The organism is Kitasatospora sp. NPDC056651, from assembly GCF_042792155.1.
In the GTDB taxonomy this organism is placed as follows: Bacteria; Actinomycetota; Actinomycetes; order Streptomycetales; family Streptomycetaceae; genus Kitasatospora.
Map to the genome: position 1 here is coordinate 38,415 of NZ_JBHTWX010000039.1, position 17,600 is coordinate 56,014.

At 71.6% G+C, this 17,600-nt stretch carries 11 protein-coding genes; 4 read left to right on the plus strand and 7 right to left on the minus strand.

The window, feature by feature from the left end; genetic code table 11:
* Positions 1-208: 208 nt before the first annotated feature.
* On the minus strand, positions 209-2,056 hold the full coding sequence (locus ACFRAR_RS17490) for a hypothetical protein (RefSeq protein ID WP_380698945.1): 1,848 nt from the start codon (positions 2,054-2,056) through the stop codon (positions 209-211).
* A 150-nt stretch (positions 2,057-2,206) separates the two neighbouring features.
* On the opposite strand from ACFRAR_RS17490, the gene radA reads away from it, so the two are divergent.
* Together radA and disA are read left to right on the plus strand one after the other, a co-directional pair.
* Positions 2,207-3,754 (plus strand): DNA repair protein RadA, encoded by a 1,548-nt coding sequence (gene radA, locus ACFRAR_RS17495; protein ID WP_380698946.1) that lies wholly within the window; start codon positions 2,207-2,209, stop codon positions 3,752-3,754.
* Between the two features lie 200 nt (positions 3,755-3,954).
* Positions 3,955-5,013, plus strand: coding sequence for a DNA integrity scanning diadenylate cyclase DisA (disA, locus tag ACFRAR_RS17500; RefSeq protein WP_380698971.1), 1,059 nt, complete (start codon positions 3,955-3,957; stop codon positions 5,011-5,013).
* Positions 5,014-5,274: 261 nt separating this feature from the next.
* Here disA and ACFRAR_RS17505 read toward each other — a convergent pair whose 3' ends face one another.
* Positions 5,275-6,144, minus strand: coding sequence for a hypothetical protein (locus ACFRAR_RS17505; protein ID WP_380698947.1), 870 nt, complete (start codon positions 6,142-6,144; stop codon positions 5,275-5,277).
* A gap of 193 nt (positions 6,145-6,337) precedes the next feature.
* Between ACFRAR_RS17505 and ACFRAR_RS17510 the strand changes: the two genes are divergently transcribed.
* A complete protein-coding gene (locus tag ACFRAR_RS17510; protein ID WP_380698948.1) occupies positions 6,338-7,258 on the plus strand; it encodes an A/G-specific adenine glycosylase in 921 nt (306 codons plus the stop codon).
* Between the two features lie 172 nt (positions 7,259-7,430).
* Here the strand turns inward: ACFRAR_RS17510 and ACFRAR_RS17515 are convergent, their stop codons facing one another.
* On the minus strand, positions 7,431-9,026 hold the full coding sequence (locus tag ACFRAR_RS17515) for an MDR family MFS transporter (RefSeq protein ID WP_380698949.1): 1,596 nt from the start codon (positions 9,024-9,026) through the stop codon (positions 7,431-7,433).
* Between the two features lie 223 nt (positions 9,027-9,249).
* On the opposite strand from ACFRAR_RS17515, the gene ACFRAR_RS17520 reads away from it, so the two are divergent.
* Positions 9,250-9,888 carry a TetR/AcrR family transcriptional regulator gene (locus tag ACFRAR_RS17520; protein ID WP_380698950.1) on the plus strand — a complete coding sequence of 213 codons (639 nt, stop codon included), beginning with the start codon at positions 9,250-9,252 and terminating at the stop codon, positions 9,886-9,888.
* Positions 9,889-9,937: 49 nt separating this feature from the next.
* On the opposite strand, the gene ACFRAR_RS17525 is transcribed toward ACFRAR_RS17520, so the two are convergent.
* The 4 genes from ACFRAR_RS17525 to ACFRAR_RS17540 all read right to left on the minus strand — a co-directional run bounded on the left by ACFRAR_RS17525 (position 9,938) and on the right by ACFRAR_RS17540 (position 17,540).
* The gene (locus ACFRAR_RS17525) at positions 9,938-10,924 is read right to left on the minus strand and encodes a M23 family metallopeptidase (RefSeq protein WP_380698951.1); all 987 of its coding nucleotides are present in this window, start codon (positions 10,922-10,924) and stop codon (positions 9,938-9,940) included.
* 384 nt (positions 10,925-11,308) lie between these two features.
* Entirely contained in the window at positions 11,309-13,663 is a 2,355-nt protein-coding gene (locus ACFRAR_RS17530; protein WP_380698952.1) for an immune inhibitor A domain-containing protein, read from the minus strand.
* 343 nt (positions 13,664-14,006) lie between these two features.
* Complete coding sequence (locus tag ACFRAR_RS17535) at positions 14,007-16,526, minus strand: ATP-dependent Clp protease ATP-binding subunit (RefSeq protein ID WP_380698953.1); 2,520 nt, start codon at positions 16,524-16,526, stop codon at positions 14,007-14,009.
* Between the two features lie 663 nt (positions 16,527-17,189).
* Complete coding sequence (locus ACFRAR_RS17540) at positions 17,190-17,540, minus strand: Lsr2 family protein (protein WP_380698954.1); 351 nt, start codon at positions 17,538-17,540, stop codon at positions 17,190-17,192.
* Positions 17,541-17,600: the final 60 nt, after the last annotated feature.

A 17,600-nucleotide genomic window follows, 5' to 3' on the forward strand; every position in this document is an offset into this window, starting at 1 on the left:
GCGCGGGAAGTCGCCCAGGCCGACGTCCTGCGCGGGACGCCCCCGCAAGGCCTCTTCCGCGCGCGTGGACCGCCGTGCGCGCCCGCCCGGCGCGAGAAGTCGGCGGGGCCGACTTCTCGCGCGCCCTTGTTGTCGCACGGCCTTGGTCGGGGGCGAGGCCGGGAGCATGGTGACCGGCGGCCTTGGCGCAGGGTTGCCAGGTGCCGGGTCAGTGATTCGGAGGGGGCGTCGTTGTCGTGGCCGGCAGGTGTGGCGAGGCGCCCGGGCCGGGTGTTGCCGTGGGGGTGTCCGTGGGAGAGGGGGAGGGCGACGAGGACGGGGACGCCGTGGCGGGGGTCGTCGGTGTCGCGGTCGGCGAAGGGGTGGTCGGCGTAGGGGTGGCCGGGGAGGAGGCGGAGCCGCCGCGGTTGTGCGGTCCGCCCTCCAAGGTGACCACCGCCTGCGAGGGCGGCAGCGCGATCCGGGCGGTCCAATGGGTCGTCGGCGCCTGGTCCTCGTCCACGGTGACGATCACGGTGATCCGCTGGCCGGGCGCCAGGGTGCCGGAGTCGCGGCTGAGCCGCAGCCAGTCGGCGTCCGTGGCCGCGTGCCAACGGATCTCCGCGGTGCCGGAGTTGGTGAGGGTGAGGATGGTCCGGCTGCCGTACTCGGCGGCTTCGACAGTGAGCAGCCCGGCCGAGGCGGGCTCGCCGGTGCCCGGCGCGGAGGCGCGGTCGGCCGCCGGGGCCGGGGCCGGTGTGGCGGCCAGGGCCTGGCTGGTGAGCGGGGTCGCGTCGTGGACCGGGACCGGGACCGCCGGGCCCTGAACGGTCAGTCGGGGGAGCCCGGGAAGCAACGTTTCTGCACCGCCCCCGCTGGCACCGCCCCCGCCGACGCCGCCCGCCAGCTCCATCCCCGGCATGCCCGACGCCCCCGGCTCCGCCGGGCCGCCCACCGCAGGCCGCTGACCGGCCGACCGCCCGGCCTCGTCCACCCGCACCGCCGACACCGTGGCCGCCGACCCCGACCCGCCGTCGCCCCGATGCCCGGCCCAGAGCGCGATCACCGGCGCGGCCAGGACCGCCGCGAGCACCCCGGTGGTCACCACCCGCCGGCGCACCGCCAGCCCGCGCCCCGCGTCCGGCGCCCGGTGCCGCGGGAAGCCGCCCTGGTCGAACCGGGGCCCCGGTTCCAGCAGCGGAGCCGCCACCAGCGGAGCGGCCACCCCCGGAGCCCGCAGCAGCGACAGCCCGGACGGTCCCGACAGCCCCGCCACACCCTCCGCCGCCTCGCTCGCGGCCACCCGCTCCGCCGTCCCCCGGCAGGTCGGGCAGTCCACCACGTGCCGCACCAGCTCTCGCCGCAGCGCCCCGCCGAGCCGGTCCAGCTCCGGGCAGCCGCCGTCGCCGAGCACCAGCAGCGCCGCCCTGGTCCGGGCGACCTCGGCCTCGGCCCCGGCCAGCAGCTCACGGGTCCGCCCGAACGGCAGGCCCAGCACCGCCGCCACCTCCAGTGGAGTCAGCCGGTGCCGGACGGACAGCTCCAGCGCCTCCCGCTGCTCCGGGTCGGTGCCGGCCGCCTCCGGCCAGGCGAGCGAGGACAGCGCGCGCCGCCGCCGGGCCGCCTCGGTCTCGCCCGCTTCCGCCCCGGACGCCCGTCCGGCGTCCGCCCCGGGCGCCCACCCGGTCTCGGCCCCGGTCGCCCACCCTGCCTCCGCCTCGGCACAGGCCACGGCACCCGGCCCGGCCTCCCCGCCGCCCGCGAGCCGCCGCAGGCAGCAGTACCGGGCCAGCGAGAACAGCCAGGCCCGCAGCAGCCCCGGTTCGGCCAGCCGGTCGCCGTGCCGTCGCGCCAGCTCGCGGACCTCGCGCAGGGCGTCGGCGGCCGCGTCGTGCTCGCACAGCACCGAGAGGCAGTAGGTGAACAGCCCGTCCGCCTGCCGCTCGTACGTCGCGAGCACGGCACCGGCCCGCGCCTCGGCCGCTCCGGCCGTCCCCGCAGCCCTGGCCTTCCCGGCCTTACCGGCCCTCCCGGCCGCCCTGGCCGCCCCGGTCAGGCCCACAGTTCGCGTTGTCACCCGTCCGACGGTAGAGACCGCGGACGGCTGACCCCGCCCATTCCCCGCGTATGTACTTCTTTCGGGTAACAACATCGCCCATCTGTGTGGACGCGCGGCGGTCCCGCCGGCGGACCGCCGCTGTCACACCCAGGCGCTACGGTGGGCCGCATGCCTCCGCGTTCCAAGACCACCGCCAAGCCGCGCCCGGCGTACCGCTGCACCGAGTGCGGCAACCAGCTGCCCAAGTGGGTCGGCCGCTGCCCGGAGTGCAACGCCTGGGGCACGGTCGAGGAGTACGGCGCGGTCCCGATCCGGACCACGGCCGCGGGCCCGGTCAGCGCCCCCGCCCGCCCGATCGCCCAGGTGGACGGCCAGGTCGCGACGGCCCGTTCGACGGGCGTGCCGGAGCTGGACCGGGTGCTCGGCGGCGGCCTGGTGCCCGGCGCGGTGGTGCTGCTGGCCGGCGAGCCCGGGGTCGGCAAGTCCACCCTGCTGCTGGACGTCGCGGCCAAGGCGGCCACCGCCCAGCACCGCACGCTCTACGTGACCGGCGAGGAGTCGGCCGGGCAGGTCCGGCTGCGCGCCGACCGGATCAACGCCCTCTCCGAACACCTCTACCTCGCCGCCGAGCAGGACCTCGGCGCCGTGCTCGGGCACATCGAGGCGGTCAGCCCCGGCCTGTTGATCCTGGACTCGGTGCAGACCATCGCCTCCGCCGAGCTGGACGGCGCCCCCGGCGGCCCGGCCCAGGTCCGCGAGGTGGCGGGCGCGCTGATCCGGGCGTCCAAGGAGCGCGGCATGGCCACCCTGCTGGTCGGCCACGTCACCAAGGACGGCCAGATCGCCGGCCCGCGCCTGCTGGAGCACCTGGTGGACGTGGTGCTCAGCTTCGAGGGGGACCGGCACGCCAGGCTGCGCCTGATCCGCGGGGTCAAGAACCGCTACGGCGCCACCGACGAGGTGGGCTGCTTCGAGCTCCACGACGAGGGCATCGTCGGCCTGGCCGACCCGTCCGGCCTCTTCCTGACCAGGCGTGACAAGCCCGTCCCCGGCACCTGCCTCACCGTCACCCTGGAGGGCAAGCGCCCGCTGGTGGCCGAGGTGCAGGCGCTGATGGTGGATTCGCAGATCCCCTCCCCGCGCCGCACCACCTCGGGCCTGGAGTCCCCCCGGATCGCGATGATCCTGGCCGTGGTCGAGCGGCACGGCGGGGTGAAGCTCGGCAAGCAGGACATCTACACGGCGACGGTCGGCGGGGTGAAGCTGACGGAGCCCTCCGCGGACCTCGCGGTCGCGCTCGCGGTGGCCAGTTCCTCCACGGACACCCCGCTGCCCAGCAATCTGGTGGCGATCGGTGAGGTCGGTCTGGCGGGCGAGGTGCGCCGGGTGACGGGTGTGCAGCGGCGGCTCGCCGAGGCGCACCGGCTGGGCTTCACCCACGCCCTGGTCCCGCCGGACCCGGGCAAGGTGCCGCCGGGCATGAAGGTGGTCGAGGTGGCCGACATCGGCGAGGCGCTGCGGGCCATCCCGGGCCGCCGCCGGGCCGCCGCCAAGCCGCGCACCGAACCCCGGGCGGAGTCCCGTACCGGGTCCCGTGGTGAGGCACCGTCGGCGCCGCCCGCCCCCCGCTCCGGCAGGGCCGCGAACCACCCGGTGGCCTACCCGGAGGAGCTGATGGACGGCTGGGAGCCGCTCGACTCCGACGAACTGCGCTGACCCAAGCCCTGCCGAAGCCACACACAGTTAGACTTTCCCCAGTCTCATTGGCCAGAAGGCAGTACCTAGCGGTACTGAGCGACAGAGCAACAGACCGCGGAGCGGCGCACGGCGCGAGGCGCGCGGCACGGGTCTACCGGAGGAGTCACGTGGCAGCCAGCGACCGGGGGGCGGACAAGGCCTCCCGCGAGGAGGCCCTGCTGCGGGCCTCCCTCACCGCCATCGCGCCCGGTACCGCGCTTCGTGACGGCCTGGAGCGGGTCCTGCGGGCCAACACCGGCGGTCTGATCGTGCTGGGCTTCGACAAGACCGTCGAGGCCCTGTGCACCGGCGGCTTCGTCCTGGACGTCGAGTTCAGCGCCACCCGGCTGCGGGAGCTGTGCAAGCTCGACGGCGCGGTGGTGCTCGACAAGGACATCACCAAGATCGTCCGGGCCGGCGTGCACCTGATGCCGGACTCGACCATCCCGACCGACGAGACCGGCACCCGCCACCGCACCGCCGAGCGGGTCAACCGGCAGACCGGCTACCCGGTGGTCGCGGTCTCGCACTCGATGCGGCTGATCGCGATGTACGTCAACGGCACCCGCCGGGTGCTGGAGGACTCCACGACCGTCCTGTCCCGCGCCAACCAGGCGCTGGCCACCCTGGAGCGCTACAAGCTGCGCCTGGACGAGGTGGCCGGCACGCTCTCCGCGCTGGAGATCGAGGACCTGGTGACGGTCCGGGACGTCACCGCCGTGGCCCAGCGCCTGGAGATGGTCCGGCTGATCGCCACCGAGATCGCCGGCTACGTGCTGGAGCTCGGCATCGACGGCCGGCTGCTCTCGCTCCAGCTGGACGAGCTGATCGCGGGCGTGGAGCCGGAGCGCGAGCTGGTCGCCCGGGACTACTTCCCGGAGCGGGCCGCCAAGAAGGGCCGGACGGTCACCGAGGTGCTGGCCGACCTGGAGGCGCTCACCCACGCCGAGCTGCTGGACCTCCAAACCGTCGCCAAGGCGCTCGGCTACTCCGGCTCGCCGGAGTCGCTGGACTCCGCCGTCTCGCCGCGCGGCTACCGCCTGCTGGCGAAGATCCCGCGCCTGCCCAACACGGTCATAGAGCGCCTGGTCGAGCACTTCGGCGGCCTCCAGAAGCTGCTCGCCGCCAGCATCGACGACCTCCAGACCGTCGAGGGCGTCGGCGAGACCCGTGCCCGCTCGGTCCGCGAGGGACTGTCCCGCCTGGCCGAGTCCTCCATCCTGGAGCGCTACGTCTGATCAGCCGATCAGCCGATCAGCCGATCAATCGAGCGGCCGAACTGACGCGGTCGGACGAACGCGCCCGAACTCACCGACGGCCCCCGGGAGAAACGCTTCTCCCGGGGGCCGTCGCACACCCGACCGCTCACACCCGACCGCTCACACCGGCCGCGCGCAAGCGAACACGCCGGAGCCCCCGGCACACGCCGGAGCCCCCGGCACACGCCGGAGCCCCCGGCCGCTCGGCGGCCGGGGGCTCCGTGGGAAGTTGACCGGTTCTCAGCTGTCCAGCCGGATCGAGGCCCGCGCCGAGACCTTGTCCCCGGAGAGTCCGGTGAGCTCCGCGAGCACCACGTAGGTCCCGCTGGGCGGCGGCGCCTGGTCGGCGGTCGCGCACTGCGGCTTGCTGCGGCTGCGGTCCCAGGTGAAGGTCTCGGTCTGGCTGCCGTTCGCGCCGAGCTGCACCCAGATGTTGCCCTTGTCGGCCGGGCAGTCGCCGGAGGACCAGACCCGGTCGTTGCTGCTGCCGCTCACCGTGATCACGGAGGCGGTGCGGCCCAGGTCCACCCGGCAGTTGGTGCCGGTGGAGTTCTTGACCGTCAGGGCCAGCCGCGGCTTGTCCTTGGGCTGGTACGAGTTCTGGGTGCCGGCCAGCTCCAGCGCCACCTGCGAGGAGACGCAGACCGGCAGCGCCATGATCTCGGGGGTGTTCACCGCCGGGGCGCCGCCGCCCGAGCCGCCCGTACCGCCGCCACTGCCGCCCGCCGGGGCACCGCCGCCCCCGGTGGCCGGGTTGGCGCCGCCGGTGCCGGTGCCGCCACTGAGGTTGACCTCGGTGCCGCCACCGCCCGCCACCGGGCCGCCTCCGGTGCCGCCGCCGCCCGGAGGCGCCGCGGGGCCGCTCGGGGAGGCGCCGGGTGTGATGGCTTGGGCCGGCGTCTGGTTCGGGGCTTGGGACTGGGACTGGGACTGGGACGGAACGGCCTGTGCGGCCTTGCCCTGTGAGCCGCCGTCACCGCCTCCGCCCTGATCGATCATCAGCCAGGCGATCAGCGCGGCGACCGCCGCGACGGCGACGAGCACGACGACGCGCCGACGCCAGTAGATCGAGGCCGGCAGTGGTCCGACGGGTTGACGCAGAGAAGGCACGATCAAACTCTACGAGACTGTGTGTGGCGATTGACTCACCAACACCGCACAGTCGCCCCTTCCTTCACATGATCCGCCATTTGATCCGTTCGAGCGAGCCCCAACCGGACGATTTTCGGAAATCCCAGGAAGGATCCGAAGTGATCTGCTCCACTTCGGCCGGGGCGGGCGGGCATGGGAGGATCGAAGGGCCATGACTGCCATCACCGCCTCCGCCACCGATGCCGCCCGGCTGCCGATGCCGCTGCCGCTGTTCCACTCGACCGTCCTGGACTGGTACGAGGCGAGCAAGCGGGACCTGCCCTGGCGGGCCCCCGACGCGACCCCCTGGGCGGTCATGGTGAGCGAGTTCATGCTCCAGCAGACCCCGGTCAAGCGCGTGCTGCCCGCCTGGGAGGCCTGGCTCACCCGCTGGCCGACCCCGGCCGACCTCGCCGCCGAGGCGCCCGGCGAGGCGGTCCGGATGTGGGGCCGACTGGGCTACCCGCGCCGGGCGCTGCGCTTGCACGCGGCCGCGGTGGCGATCACCGAGGAGCACGACGGCGAGGTCCCGGACGACCACGCCACCCTGCTCTCGCTGCCCGGGGTGGGGGAGTACACCGCCGCCGCCGTCGCCTCCTTCGCCTTCCGCCAGCGGCACGTGGTGCTGGACACCAACGTCCGCCGGGTCTTCGCCCGGTCGGTGACCGGCGTCGAGTACCCGGCCCAGGCCACCACCGCCGCCGAGCGCCGCACCGCCACCGCGCTGCTGCCGGACGACGCCGAGACGGCCGCCACCTGGGCGGTCGGCGTGATGGAGCTGGGCGCGCTGGTCTGCACCGCGCGCGGCCCGGAGTGCGGGGAGTGCCCGCTGTTCGCCGGCTGCGCCTGGCAGCGGGCAGGCCGCCCGCCGTACGAGGGCCCGGCCCGGCGCGGCCAGACCTATGAGGGGACGGACCGCCAGGTGCGCGGCAAGCTGCTCGCGGTGCTCCGCGAAGCGCACGGGGCGGTGCCGCAGGCCCGGCTGGACGTGGTCTGGCCGGACGCGGTGCAGCGGGCCCGGGCCCTGGACGGCCTGGTCGCGGACGGCCTGGTCGAGCCGGTCGAGCAGGGCGTCTACCGCCTGCCCCAGTAGACCGGCCCCCGCGGCCGACCGGCCGCCGAAGCGGACCAGCCCCCAGGGCGAACCGGCCGCCGAAACGGACCGGCCCCCCGCGGCGGACCGGCTCCGCCGTACGAGCCCCGCGACCGAACGACGGCGCCCCCGGAAGGAGAACCTTCCGGGGGCGCCGTGCGGAACGGGCCGGTCAGACGGCCGCGGCCTCCAGCGAGGCCTCGGTCGGCTTCTCGGCCTTGCCGGTCCCGCGCAGCGGCACCTCGCGCAGGAACACCGCCGCGGCGATCGCGATCACGGCCACGCCGGCACCCCACAGGAAGACGGTGTGCATGCCGTTGGACACCGCGTGGTGGTAGGCGTCCTGGACGGCCGGGTCCAGCTGGCGCAGGACGGCCGGGCTCACCTCGCTCGGGTCCTTCATGCCGCCGCCGGCGGCGGCCTGCTCGCCGAGCCGGTCCTTCATGGTGTCGGCCACCCGGTTGTTGAACAGCGCGCCGAACAGGGCGACACCGAAGGAACCGCCGATGGTGCGGAACAGGGTGGCGGTGGAGCTGGCCACGCCCATGTCCTTGAGCTCGACGCTGTTCTGCGCCACCAGCATGGTGATCTGCATCAGGAAGCCCATGCCGGCGCCCAGCACGATCATCCAGCAGGCGGAGGTGAAGCTGCTGGTCCCGGTGCCCATGGTGGAGAGCAGGATCATGCCGCCGGTCATCACGAGGGTGCCGATGATGGGGTAGATCCGGTACTTGCCGGTCTTGGTGACGGCCTGGCCGACCACCAGCGAGATCACCAGCATGCCGAACATCATCGGCATCAGCAGCAGCCCGGAGTTGGTGGCCGAGGCGCCCTGGACGATCTGCTGGTAGAGCGGCAGGAAGACGGTCGAGCCGAACATCACGAACCCGACGACGAACCCGATGATCGAGACCAGGGTGAAGTTCAGGTTCCGGAACAGGCTCAGCGGGAGCATCGGCTCCTCGACCCGCTGCTCCACGTAGCAGAAGGTGATCAGCGAGGCGGCGGAGAGCGCGGCCAGGCCGAGTATCTCCTTGGAGCCCCAGGCGTACTGCTGGCCGCCCCAGGTGGTGATCAGTACCAGTGAGGTGATGCCGACGGTGAGCAGGATGGCGCCCAGGTAGTCGACCTTGGCGGTGCTGCGGACCTTCGGCAGCTTCAGCGTGACGACGACCACCGCGAGCGCGACCAGGCCGAGCGGCAGGTTGATGTAGAAGGTCCAGTGCCAGCTCAGGTGGTCGGTGATGAAGCCGCCGACCAGCGGGCCGCCGATGGTGGCGAGGGCCATCACGGCGGCGAACATGCCCTGGTACTTGCCGCGGTCACGCGGCGGGACGAGGGCGCCCATGATCGACATGACGCCGACCATCAGACCGCCGGCGCCCAGGCCCTGGACGGCGCGGAAGCCGATCAGCTCGTTCATGTTCTGCGACAGGCCGGACAGCGCCGAACCCACCAGGAAGATCACGATCGAGGTCAGGAAGGTGCCCTTGCGGCCGTACATGTCGCCGAGCTTGCCCCAGATCGGGGTGGAGGCGGCGGTGGCCAGGGTGTACGCGGTGACCACCCAGGACAGGTGCTTGGCACCGCCGAGGTCGCCGACGATGGTCGGCATGGCGGTGCCGACGATCAGGTTGTCGAGCATGGCCAGCAGCATGGTGACGACCAGGCCGACCATCACGAGGCGGATCTCGCGGGGTGACCGCGGTTGCTCCTCCTCGGCCGTCTTGGACTCCGGCTCCGGGCCGGCGGTCTTGGACTGTGACATGGGGTGGGGTCTCCCGGAGGGTGGTTCTTGGACGGAGCGTCGCGCCGTGCGGCGGCTCACTTACTTGTCGCCCGGCTAGTTATTCGATCGTCGGCACGGTAAGTTGTTTCCTAGCCGGTCGTCAAGCCAGTTTCCCGACCGGCCCTCTGGGCAGGGAGAATGAGCCCGGGACGGACACCACCTCGGGGTCCGCGCAGTCACCGACGCAGTCATGAGGCAAGCCATGGCCACTCCGCACAGCCCCCGCAGCGACACCCGGGCTCGCATCATCGAGGTGTCACTGGAGCTCTTCTCGGAGCAGGGCTACGAGCAGACCTCACTGCGCGAGATCGCCGACCGCCTGGGCGTCACCAAGGCCGCGCTCTACTACCACTTCAAGACCAAGGACGACATCGTCCTGGGCATCGTCGACCGGATGGCCGCGCCGCTCGACGAGACCATCGCGTGGGGCCGCGAGCAGACCTGGAGCCCGGAGACCCGCGACGAGCTGATCCGCCGCTTCGCGGACGGCATGGCCGAGCGGGCCCCGCTGCTGCGCTTCTTCCACGAGAACCAGCCCGCGCTGCGCGAATCGAAGGCCGGGCTGGCCTTCAAGCAGCGCATGATCACCATGATGCAGCTGGTGAACGGGCCGAACGCGGACTTCCAGGACCGGCTGCGGGCGGCGATGGCCCTGTTCTCCGTCCACTCGGCGCTGTTCCTGGTCAAGGAGGACGGGCACTGCGGTCACCCCGAGCAGAACGTCTGGGGGGAGCCGCTGGAGCCGGCGCCCACGCTGCACGACGCGATCGAGGTGGCCCGGGAGGTCGCGCTGGAGATCGGCGGCCGGATCCAGCAGTCCGCCCCCGAGGCCGGCGTCTGAGCGAGCCGGGCGCCGCCGACGGGGCCGGGGCCGGACGGTGGCCGGCGGCTCAGAAGTCCGTGACGCCGTGCCCCGCGAGGTACGCGATCGGGTTGACCACCGCGCCGTAGCGGTTGTTGGTGCGGATCTCGAAGTGGAGGTGCGGGCCGGTCGAGTTGCCGGTGCTCCCGGACAGCCCGATCCGCTCGCCCGCCGACACCCGCTGCCCTGCCGAGACGGTCACCGAGGACATGTGCGCGTACTGCGCGAAGTGCCCGTCCGCCAGCCGCAGCACGACCTCCTTGCCGTACGCGCCGTCCCACCCGGCCGACACCACGGTCGCGTTGCCGACCGCCAGCAGCGGGGTGCCCGGGGAGACCGCGAAGTCCACCCCGGTGTGGTACCCGGCCGCGTACCCGCGGTTGGCGACCCCGTACGGGTTGCTGGTCGGGGCGTTCGGCACCGGCGCCGACCACTCGGGATCCGGCTCGGCCCCGGACTCGGGAACGGCCCCGGACTCGGGAACGGCCCCGGACTCGGGAACGGCCCCGGACTCGGGAACGGCCCCGGGCTCGGGCTCCGCCTCCGGAGCCGGTTCGGCGGCGGCCTCCGGATCCGGCCCCTCCAGCGGCAGCAGGTTGGCCGCGACCCCCACGAACTCCTGCGCCGAGTCGCCTTCGTCGGGCAGCTTGTACGGGCTGGGCCCGGCCACCTGGACCAGCCCCGGGCTCGGCACCTCCGCCCGCGGCACCGTGAAGGCCGAACTGCCCGGCGTGGTGGGCCGCACGGTCTGCGCCGAGGCGGTGCCCGGGGTGGCCACCAGCAGTACGCCGGCGAGCAGCACCGCGGCCGCCCCGGCCGAGGCCAGCGCGTGGTCGTGCTCGGCCCGCTGGCGGCTGCCCGGCAGCGTGGTGTGCCGGGGCGTCCCGAGCCTGCGCAGGGGTGCGGCATGGGTGCGGACGGCGTGGCCGATCCTGGGCTGCCAGGCCGCGGCCTGGGCCGCGGCGCGGGCGGCGAGCCGGCGCAGGGCCGGCCCCGCGGACGGGATGGTGGACATCGCTTGCCGTACCTCACGGTCGTACGAGGGCAGCACGAAGGGCCCGTTCGGGCGCGTGCTGAGCGGGGGACCACTCAGGTTTAACGGTCACCGAGCGGACTCCCAAACGGCGTGACGTACTACGGCATGTAGTCAGCGTGGCGCCGGATATTCAAACCGACGGAGTAACGATCATGAGATCCGATCGCCCACGACCGCTCCGAGCCCCCCTGTCGCCCGCCCCCGTCCGGCTACTACCGCCGGTCGTATCGGGTCGGGGGCCTGTGACCAGCACCACTGCTTCCGCAAAGCGTCCGGCCCGCCCCCGCGCGGTGCGGGGACGGGCCGGACGTGGAGTTTTCAGAGCTGCCTGGTCACAGGCCGATCGCTACCGGGGGGTGGCGATCAGTTGTCGACCGGGCGGACCCGGATCCAGGTCTCCAGGTAGTTCGAGGACTCGTTCTCGACCTCGATGCTGGTCCCGGTCTTCGGGACGTCGACACCGCTGTACGGGTTGTCCTTGCTCCACCAGGACTTCAGGTCGTTGAACTCGTCGACGCCCTTGGCCTTCGGGATGACGGTCTCGACGCCGGCCTTGTGCAGGGTCAGACCGGAGGTGCGGCGGGAGCCGAAGGTGGAGTCGTAGCCCTGCATGCGCGGACGCATCAGGGTGCCGTCGGACCACTTCAGCGGGGTCGGGTGCGAGTCGACCGGCAGGACCAGGCCCTGACCCGGGTGGATGCTGACGTTGTTGTCGCTCTGCGACTCGTCCCAGTACCAGACCAGCAGGCCGGGCTGGTACGGGTAGTACTCGACCCAGTTCGGGCGGTCGGCGAAGCCGAAGTTGTACGGGCCGGTCTTCAGGGTCCGGTCGAAGGACACGTACTGCCGGTTCTCCGCGATGTAGTACTGCGCGTAGTCCTTGGTGTACGAGCCGCCGAAGCGGGAGAAGCCGTCGGCCACCCAGCCGTTGTCACCCTTCTCGACGTCGTCGCTGAACACGGTGGCGCCGTCGGCGACGACCGCGATGTTGTCCAGCGTCAGGCCGCGGTAGTGCAGGCCGCCGTCGGTGGTGTTGTGGTAGCGGAACTTGATCTGCTTGCCCGCGTAGGCGTCCAGGTTGAAGGACAGGTCGCCCCAGGCGGCCACCTGGCCGCTGATGGCCGGGCGGCCGTTCTCGCGGGGCAGCGCGGTGCCGTTCCAGGTGCCGTCGACGACGGTCCAGGTCTTGCCGCCGTCGGCGGAGACCTCGCCGAACGCGTAGTCGAAGTCCTGCTCCAGCTCGAACCAGGCCTTGGCGTCGATGCTGGCCTTGGTCTTGCCGGTCAGGTCGATGTCGCGGGTGAGCGTGACGTTCAGGTTGTCGGCGCTGCCGCTCCACCACTCACTGCTGCCGCCGAACGGCTTGTTGATCTGGGTGGTGATGCTCTTCTTCGGCAGGTCGACGATCAGGCCCTGCGGCAGGTCGCTGTTGTACTCCGCCGGGCCGATGTGGTGGGTCGACTCCTTGCCGGCCTTGGCGCGGTCGACCTTCAGCCAGCCGAGCTGGTACTTGCTCCAGCCGTCGAGGTCGTTCGGCATGTCGCCGATGCTGCCCTTGCCCTCGCCGAGCCAGGAGCCGGAGGACATCAGGGACCAGAAGCCGACCGAGTTGTCGATGCCCTTGCCGGCGGTGTCGTAGAGGTCCGGCAGACCGAGGTCGTGGCCGTACTCGTGGGCGAAGACGCCGAGGCCGCCGTTCTCCGGCTGCATCGTGTAGTCGCCGATCCACAGGCCGGTGTTGCCGACCTGGACGCCGCCGAGCTTGTTGCCGTCGGGGCCGGCCGTGCCCTGGAGGTTGCCGTAGACGTACGAACGGTGCGCCCACAGGGCCTTGTTGCCCTGCTTGCCGCCACCGGCCGACTTGTCCTCGCCGGCGTGCACGATCTGGAAGTGGTCGATGTACCCGTCGGGCTGGTTGAAGTTCCCGTCGTGGTGCGAACCGTAGCGGTCCCACTGGTCGTACTGGGCCAGGGTCGCCTTGATCTGCGCCTCGGTCTGACCCTTGGCCAGCTGGTCCTTGTACCAGATGTCCACGGCGTCGCGGATCAGGTCCTGGGCGCTGGCGCAGACGTTGGAGCCGCAGTAGTCGGAGCCGTAACGGGCCTCGTTCCACGGCACCCGCACCCAGTCCGAGACCACACCGTCGACCGAGTAGCGGCCCGAGGACTGCTGCTCGTAGTAGGTCTTCAGCGAGGGCTTGTCCTTGCCGAAGTACAGGTCCTGGAAGTGCTGCTGGTTGTAGTCGGCCTGCCACGCGGTCGAGTTGTTGGTGGCCGGGTTCGGCTTCTCGATCTCGTTGTGCTTCGGGCCGGCCTCGCCGCCGTACTTGACCTTGCCGTCCGGCGTCTTGGTGGTGTTGTCCACCTGGTCACCGAAGTCGACGAGGATGGTGAAGATCTTGTCCGTGCGCTCGCGGGCGAGCTCGACGTACTTGTCCTTGCCGAGCTTCACGCTGGTGCTGCCGTTGTGCTTCTCGACCTGGGCGGTGCCGTTGAGCAGCTGCTCGGTGGCGGCCTTCTGCTCGGCCGTCATCTTCGCGGTCAGCGGGCCCGGGATGTTGTGCTCGGTGTTGGCCTGGACGGCCGCGTCGGCGGGGTCCCGCAGGACCGGCGCCGCGCCGCCCGCGGCGACGGCGCTGCTCGGGAACAGGCCCGCACCGAGCGTGACTATGACCGCTGTGGCCGTGGCAGCCGCAGCGGTTCTCCTGATGTTCTTCAACGTTGTGACGTCCTCCCCGACCGGGGCCAGCTCTTGGCCAAAGCCCGGCAAACCAAAATGAAAGACAGGTGGACGTCATTTGATACAAGCGTGCACGGAAAAGATAGACCTTGACCGTGACATGGTCACGGCGCTATCCTCCGCGACTTCCCATCAGCTGACCATCTGTCAACCGTATGCTGGTTAAACGTTACTGAGAAACAGGGCGCACCCGCACCTTCCAGGACGGGGGCCAGCCGTCCCGGTCGGTACCGTTCCGGTTCGGGGCGGGACGGGACGCACCGAGCCCCCGGCGCGAACGCCGGGGGCTCGGTGGCTGTGAAGTTGTCTGTTAAAAGTTGGGCTACTTCGTCAGGTCCGGACCGGACGAGGCGACCTCGGCCGGGGTGTCCGCGACGGCCGACTTCTCCTCGCCGCGGAAGGTGAACTTGGCGTCCTTGCCCTCGCCCTCGACGTCGACGACGACGATGTGGCCGGCCCGCAGCTCGCCGAAGAGGATCTTCTCGGAGAGGTGGTCCTCGATCTCGCGCTGGATGGTGCGGCGCAGCGGACGGGCGCCCAGGATCGGGTCGTAGCCGCGCTTGGCCAGCAGCTTCTTGGCCTCGACGCTGAGCTCCAGGCCCATGTCCTTGTCCTTGAGCCGCTCGTCCACCTTGTCGATCATGAGGTCGACGATCTGGATGATGTCTTCCTCGGACAGCTGGTGGAACACCACGATGTCGTCGACACGGTTCAGGAACTCGGGGCGGAAGTGCTGCTTGAGCTCCTCGCCGACCTTCGCCTTCATCCGCTCGTACCCGGTCTGGGTGTCACCCGTGGCCGCGAAGCCCAGGTTGAAGCCCTTCGAGATGTCCCGGGTGCCGAGGTTGGTCGTCATGATGATGACGGTGTTCTTGAAGTCGACCACGCGGCCCTGGGAGTCGGTCAGGCGACCGTCCTCCAGGATCTGGAGCAGCGAGTTGAAGATGTCCGGGTGGGCCTTCTCGACCTCGTCGAAGAGGACGACCGAGAACGGCTTGCGGCGGACCTTCTCGGTCAGCTGGCCGCCCTCCTCGTAGCCCACGTACCCGGGCGGGGAGCCGAACAGCCGGGAGACGGTGTGCTTCTCGGAGAACTCGGACATGTCGAGCGCGATCAGCGCGTCCTCGTCGCCGAACAGGAACTCCGCCAGCGTCTTGGACAGCTCGGTCTTACCGACACCGGACGGGCCGGCGAAGATGAACGAACCGCCGGGGCGCTTCGGGTCCTTGAGGCCCGCACGGGTGCGCCGGATGGCCTGGGAGAGCGCCTTGATGGCGTCCTTCTGGCCGATGACGCGCTTGTGCAGCTCGTCCTCCATGCGCAGCAGGCGGGACGTCTCCTCCTCGGTCAGCTTGAAGACCGGGATGCCGGTGGCGGTGGCCAGGACCTCGGCGATGAGCTCCTCGTTGACCTCCGCGACGACGTCCATGTCGCCGGCCTTCCACTCCTTCTCGCGCTTGGCCTTGGCCTGCAGGAGCTGCTTCTCGTCGTCGCGCAGGGACGCGGCCTTCTCGAAGTCCTGCGCGTCGATCGCGCTCTCCTTCTCGCGGCGCACGTCGGCGATCTTCTCGTCGAACTCGCGCAGGTCCGGCGGCGCGGTCATCCGGCGGATGCGCATCCGGGAACCGGCCTCGTCGATCAGGTCGATCGCCTTGTCCGGCAGGAAGCGGTCCGAGATGTACCGGTCGGCCAGGGTGGCGGCGGCGACCAGGGCGGCGTCCGTGATGGAGACCCGGTGGTGGGCCTCGTAGCGGTCGCGCAGGCCCTTGAGGATCTCGATGGTGTGCGGCAGCGAGGGCTCCGCGACCTGGATCGGCTGGAAGCGGCGCTCCAGCGCGGCGTCCTTCTCCAGGTGCTTGCGGTACTCGTCCAGGGTGGTGGCACCGATGGTCTGCAGCTCGCCGCGGGCCAGCATCGGCTTGAGGATGCTGGCGGCGTCGATGGCGCCCTCGGCGGCGCCCGCGCCGACCAGGGTGTGCAGCTCGTCGATGAACAGGATGATGTCGCCGCGGGTGCGGATCTCCTTGAGCACCTTCTTCAGGCGCTCCTCGAAGTCACCGCGGTAGCGCGAGCCGGCCACCAGGGCGCCCAGGTCCAGCGTGTAGAGCTGCTTGTCCTTGAGCGTCTCCGGGACCTCGCCCTTGACGATCGCCTGCGCCAGGCCCTCGACCACGGCGGTCTTGCCGACGCCGGGCTCACCGATCAGCACCGGGTTGTTCTTGGTGCGGCGGGACAGCACCTGCATGACCCGCTCGATCTCCTTCTCGCGCCCGATGACCGGGTCGAGCTTGGCCTCGCGGGCGGCCTGGGTGAGGTTGCGGCCGAACTGGTCCAGGACCAGCGAGGTCGACGGGGTGCCCTCGGCGGGCCCGCCGGCGGTGGCCGACTCCTTGCTGCCGCCGGTCTGGTAGCCGGAGAGCAGCTGGATGACCTGCTGGCGCACCCGGTTGAGGTCGGCGCCCAGCTTCACCAGGACCTGGGCGGCGACGCCCTCGCCCTCGCGGATCAGGCCGAGCAGGATGTGCTCGGTGCCGATGTAGTTGTGGCCGAGCTGAAGGGCCTCGCGGAGCGACAGCTCCAGGACCTTCTTCGCCCGGGGGGTGAAGGGAATGTGACCGGACGGGGCCTGCTGGCCCTGGCCGATGATCTCCTCGACCTGCTGGCGAACGGCCTCAAGAGAAATCCCGAGGCTCTCCAGGGCCTTGGCGGCGACGCCCTCGCCCTCGTGGATCAGACCCAGGAGGATGTGCTCGGTGCCGATGTAGTTGTGGTTGAGCATCCGGGCTTCTTCCTGAGCCAGGACGACAACCCGCCGCGCGCGGTCGGTGAACCTCTCGAACATCGTTTATCGCTCCTCAGAGCGGTCGGGCAGTTCGGGGTCCGTCCCCGCCCTGTCCTTCCGCATGCTAGTCCCGCTCAGCGGCGCGGCCCACGGATTCACTCCCCGGTAGAGGAGCGAGATGCTGCGCGACCAGCCGACACCAATCCCAACCTGATGCTGGGAATCGGTGTTCCCACAGGCGGGCCGGATGCACCGGATTCCGCTACGCCATCGGCGAACACGTGCCGCCGGGGGCGTGGCCGGAACCGTCCGGCCGGTCGCACATACTGCCCCTGGACGGGCCGAAGAACCCGTCCACCTGCATTCATACCCGGTATCGGGGCGGTTCTCGCGCAGTTTCCGTGGTGGCGGTGTTCGCCTGGCGAGAAGTCGGGCCGTACTGGCGGCGGTTGAACGGTGGCCGAGTGGCCGGTGGGCCGACCCGGTGGTGTCGGCGTTACCGCTTCGCTCTTACAGCGTTGCACAGCCGGTGATTGTTCCGCCGCCCGAGCGGCCGCCCGGGCAGTGGCCCGGCGGGCGGCTCGGACGGCGTTCCGGACCCGGGCCCGGGCACGCGCCGCGGGGCGCGGAGGAGTTCCCTCCGCGCCCCGTGCGTGTCAGCGCGGCGCCGTCGTCCGGCCGCCGGGGCCCCGCACCCGCTCCGGCGGTCCTGCGGCGCCGGGATCAGGACGCGTTGGCCTGCTCGTAGGCCTCGCGGACGTTGCTCGGCACCCGGCCGCGGTCGTTGACGTCCATGCCCTGCTCCTTGGCCCAGGCGCGGATCTTGGCGGTGTCCGGCGCGCCGCCGGACGGACGCGCCGCACCGCCGCGGGCCGGACGGCGGGCGCCGGCGAGCCGGCCGCTCTGCTTGCGGCCCTTCTCCACGTACGGCGCCAGCAGGCCGCGGAGCTTGTCCGCGTTGGCGCTCTTCAGGTCGATCTCGTAGGCAACGCCGTCGAGCGCGAACGTCACCGTCTCGTCCGCCGAACCGCCGTCGAGATCGTCTTCAAGAATGACCTGCACCCTCTGTGCCACGGGCTTCCCTTTCCGCTAAACGACCCATTGCCTGAGGAAAGGAAAGCGCCTTTCTCCGGA

What these genes read in the sequence shown, in the direction of transcription:
- radA (WP_380698946.1), top strand. Translation starts at nt 2,207, where the DNA reads ATGCCTCCGCGTTCCAAGACCACCGCCAAGCCGCGCCCGGCGTACCGC.
- ACFRAR_RS17510 (WP_380698948.1), top strand. Translation starts at nt 6,338, where the DNA reads ATGACTGCCATCACCGCCTCCGCCACCGATGCCGCCCGGCTGCCGATG.
- ACFRAR_RS17515 (WP_380698949.1), bottom strand. Translation starts at nt 9,026, where the DNA reads ATGTCACAGTCCAAGACCGCCGGCCCGGAGCCGGAGTCCAAGACGGCC.
- ACFRAR_RS17520 (WP_380698950.1), top strand. Translation starts at nt 9,250, where the DNA reads ATGGCCACTCCGCACAGCCCCCGCAGCGACACCCGGGCTCGCATCATC.
- ACFRAR_RS17525 (WP_380698951.1), bottom strand. Translation starts at nt 10,924, where the DNA reads ATGTCCACCATCCCGTCCGCGGGGCCGGCCCTGCGCCGGCTCGCCGCC.
- ACFRAR_RS17535 (WP_380698953.1), bottom strand. Translation starts at nt 16,526, where the DNA reads ATGTTCGAGAGGTTCACCGACCGCGCGCGGCGGGTTGTCGTCCTGGCT.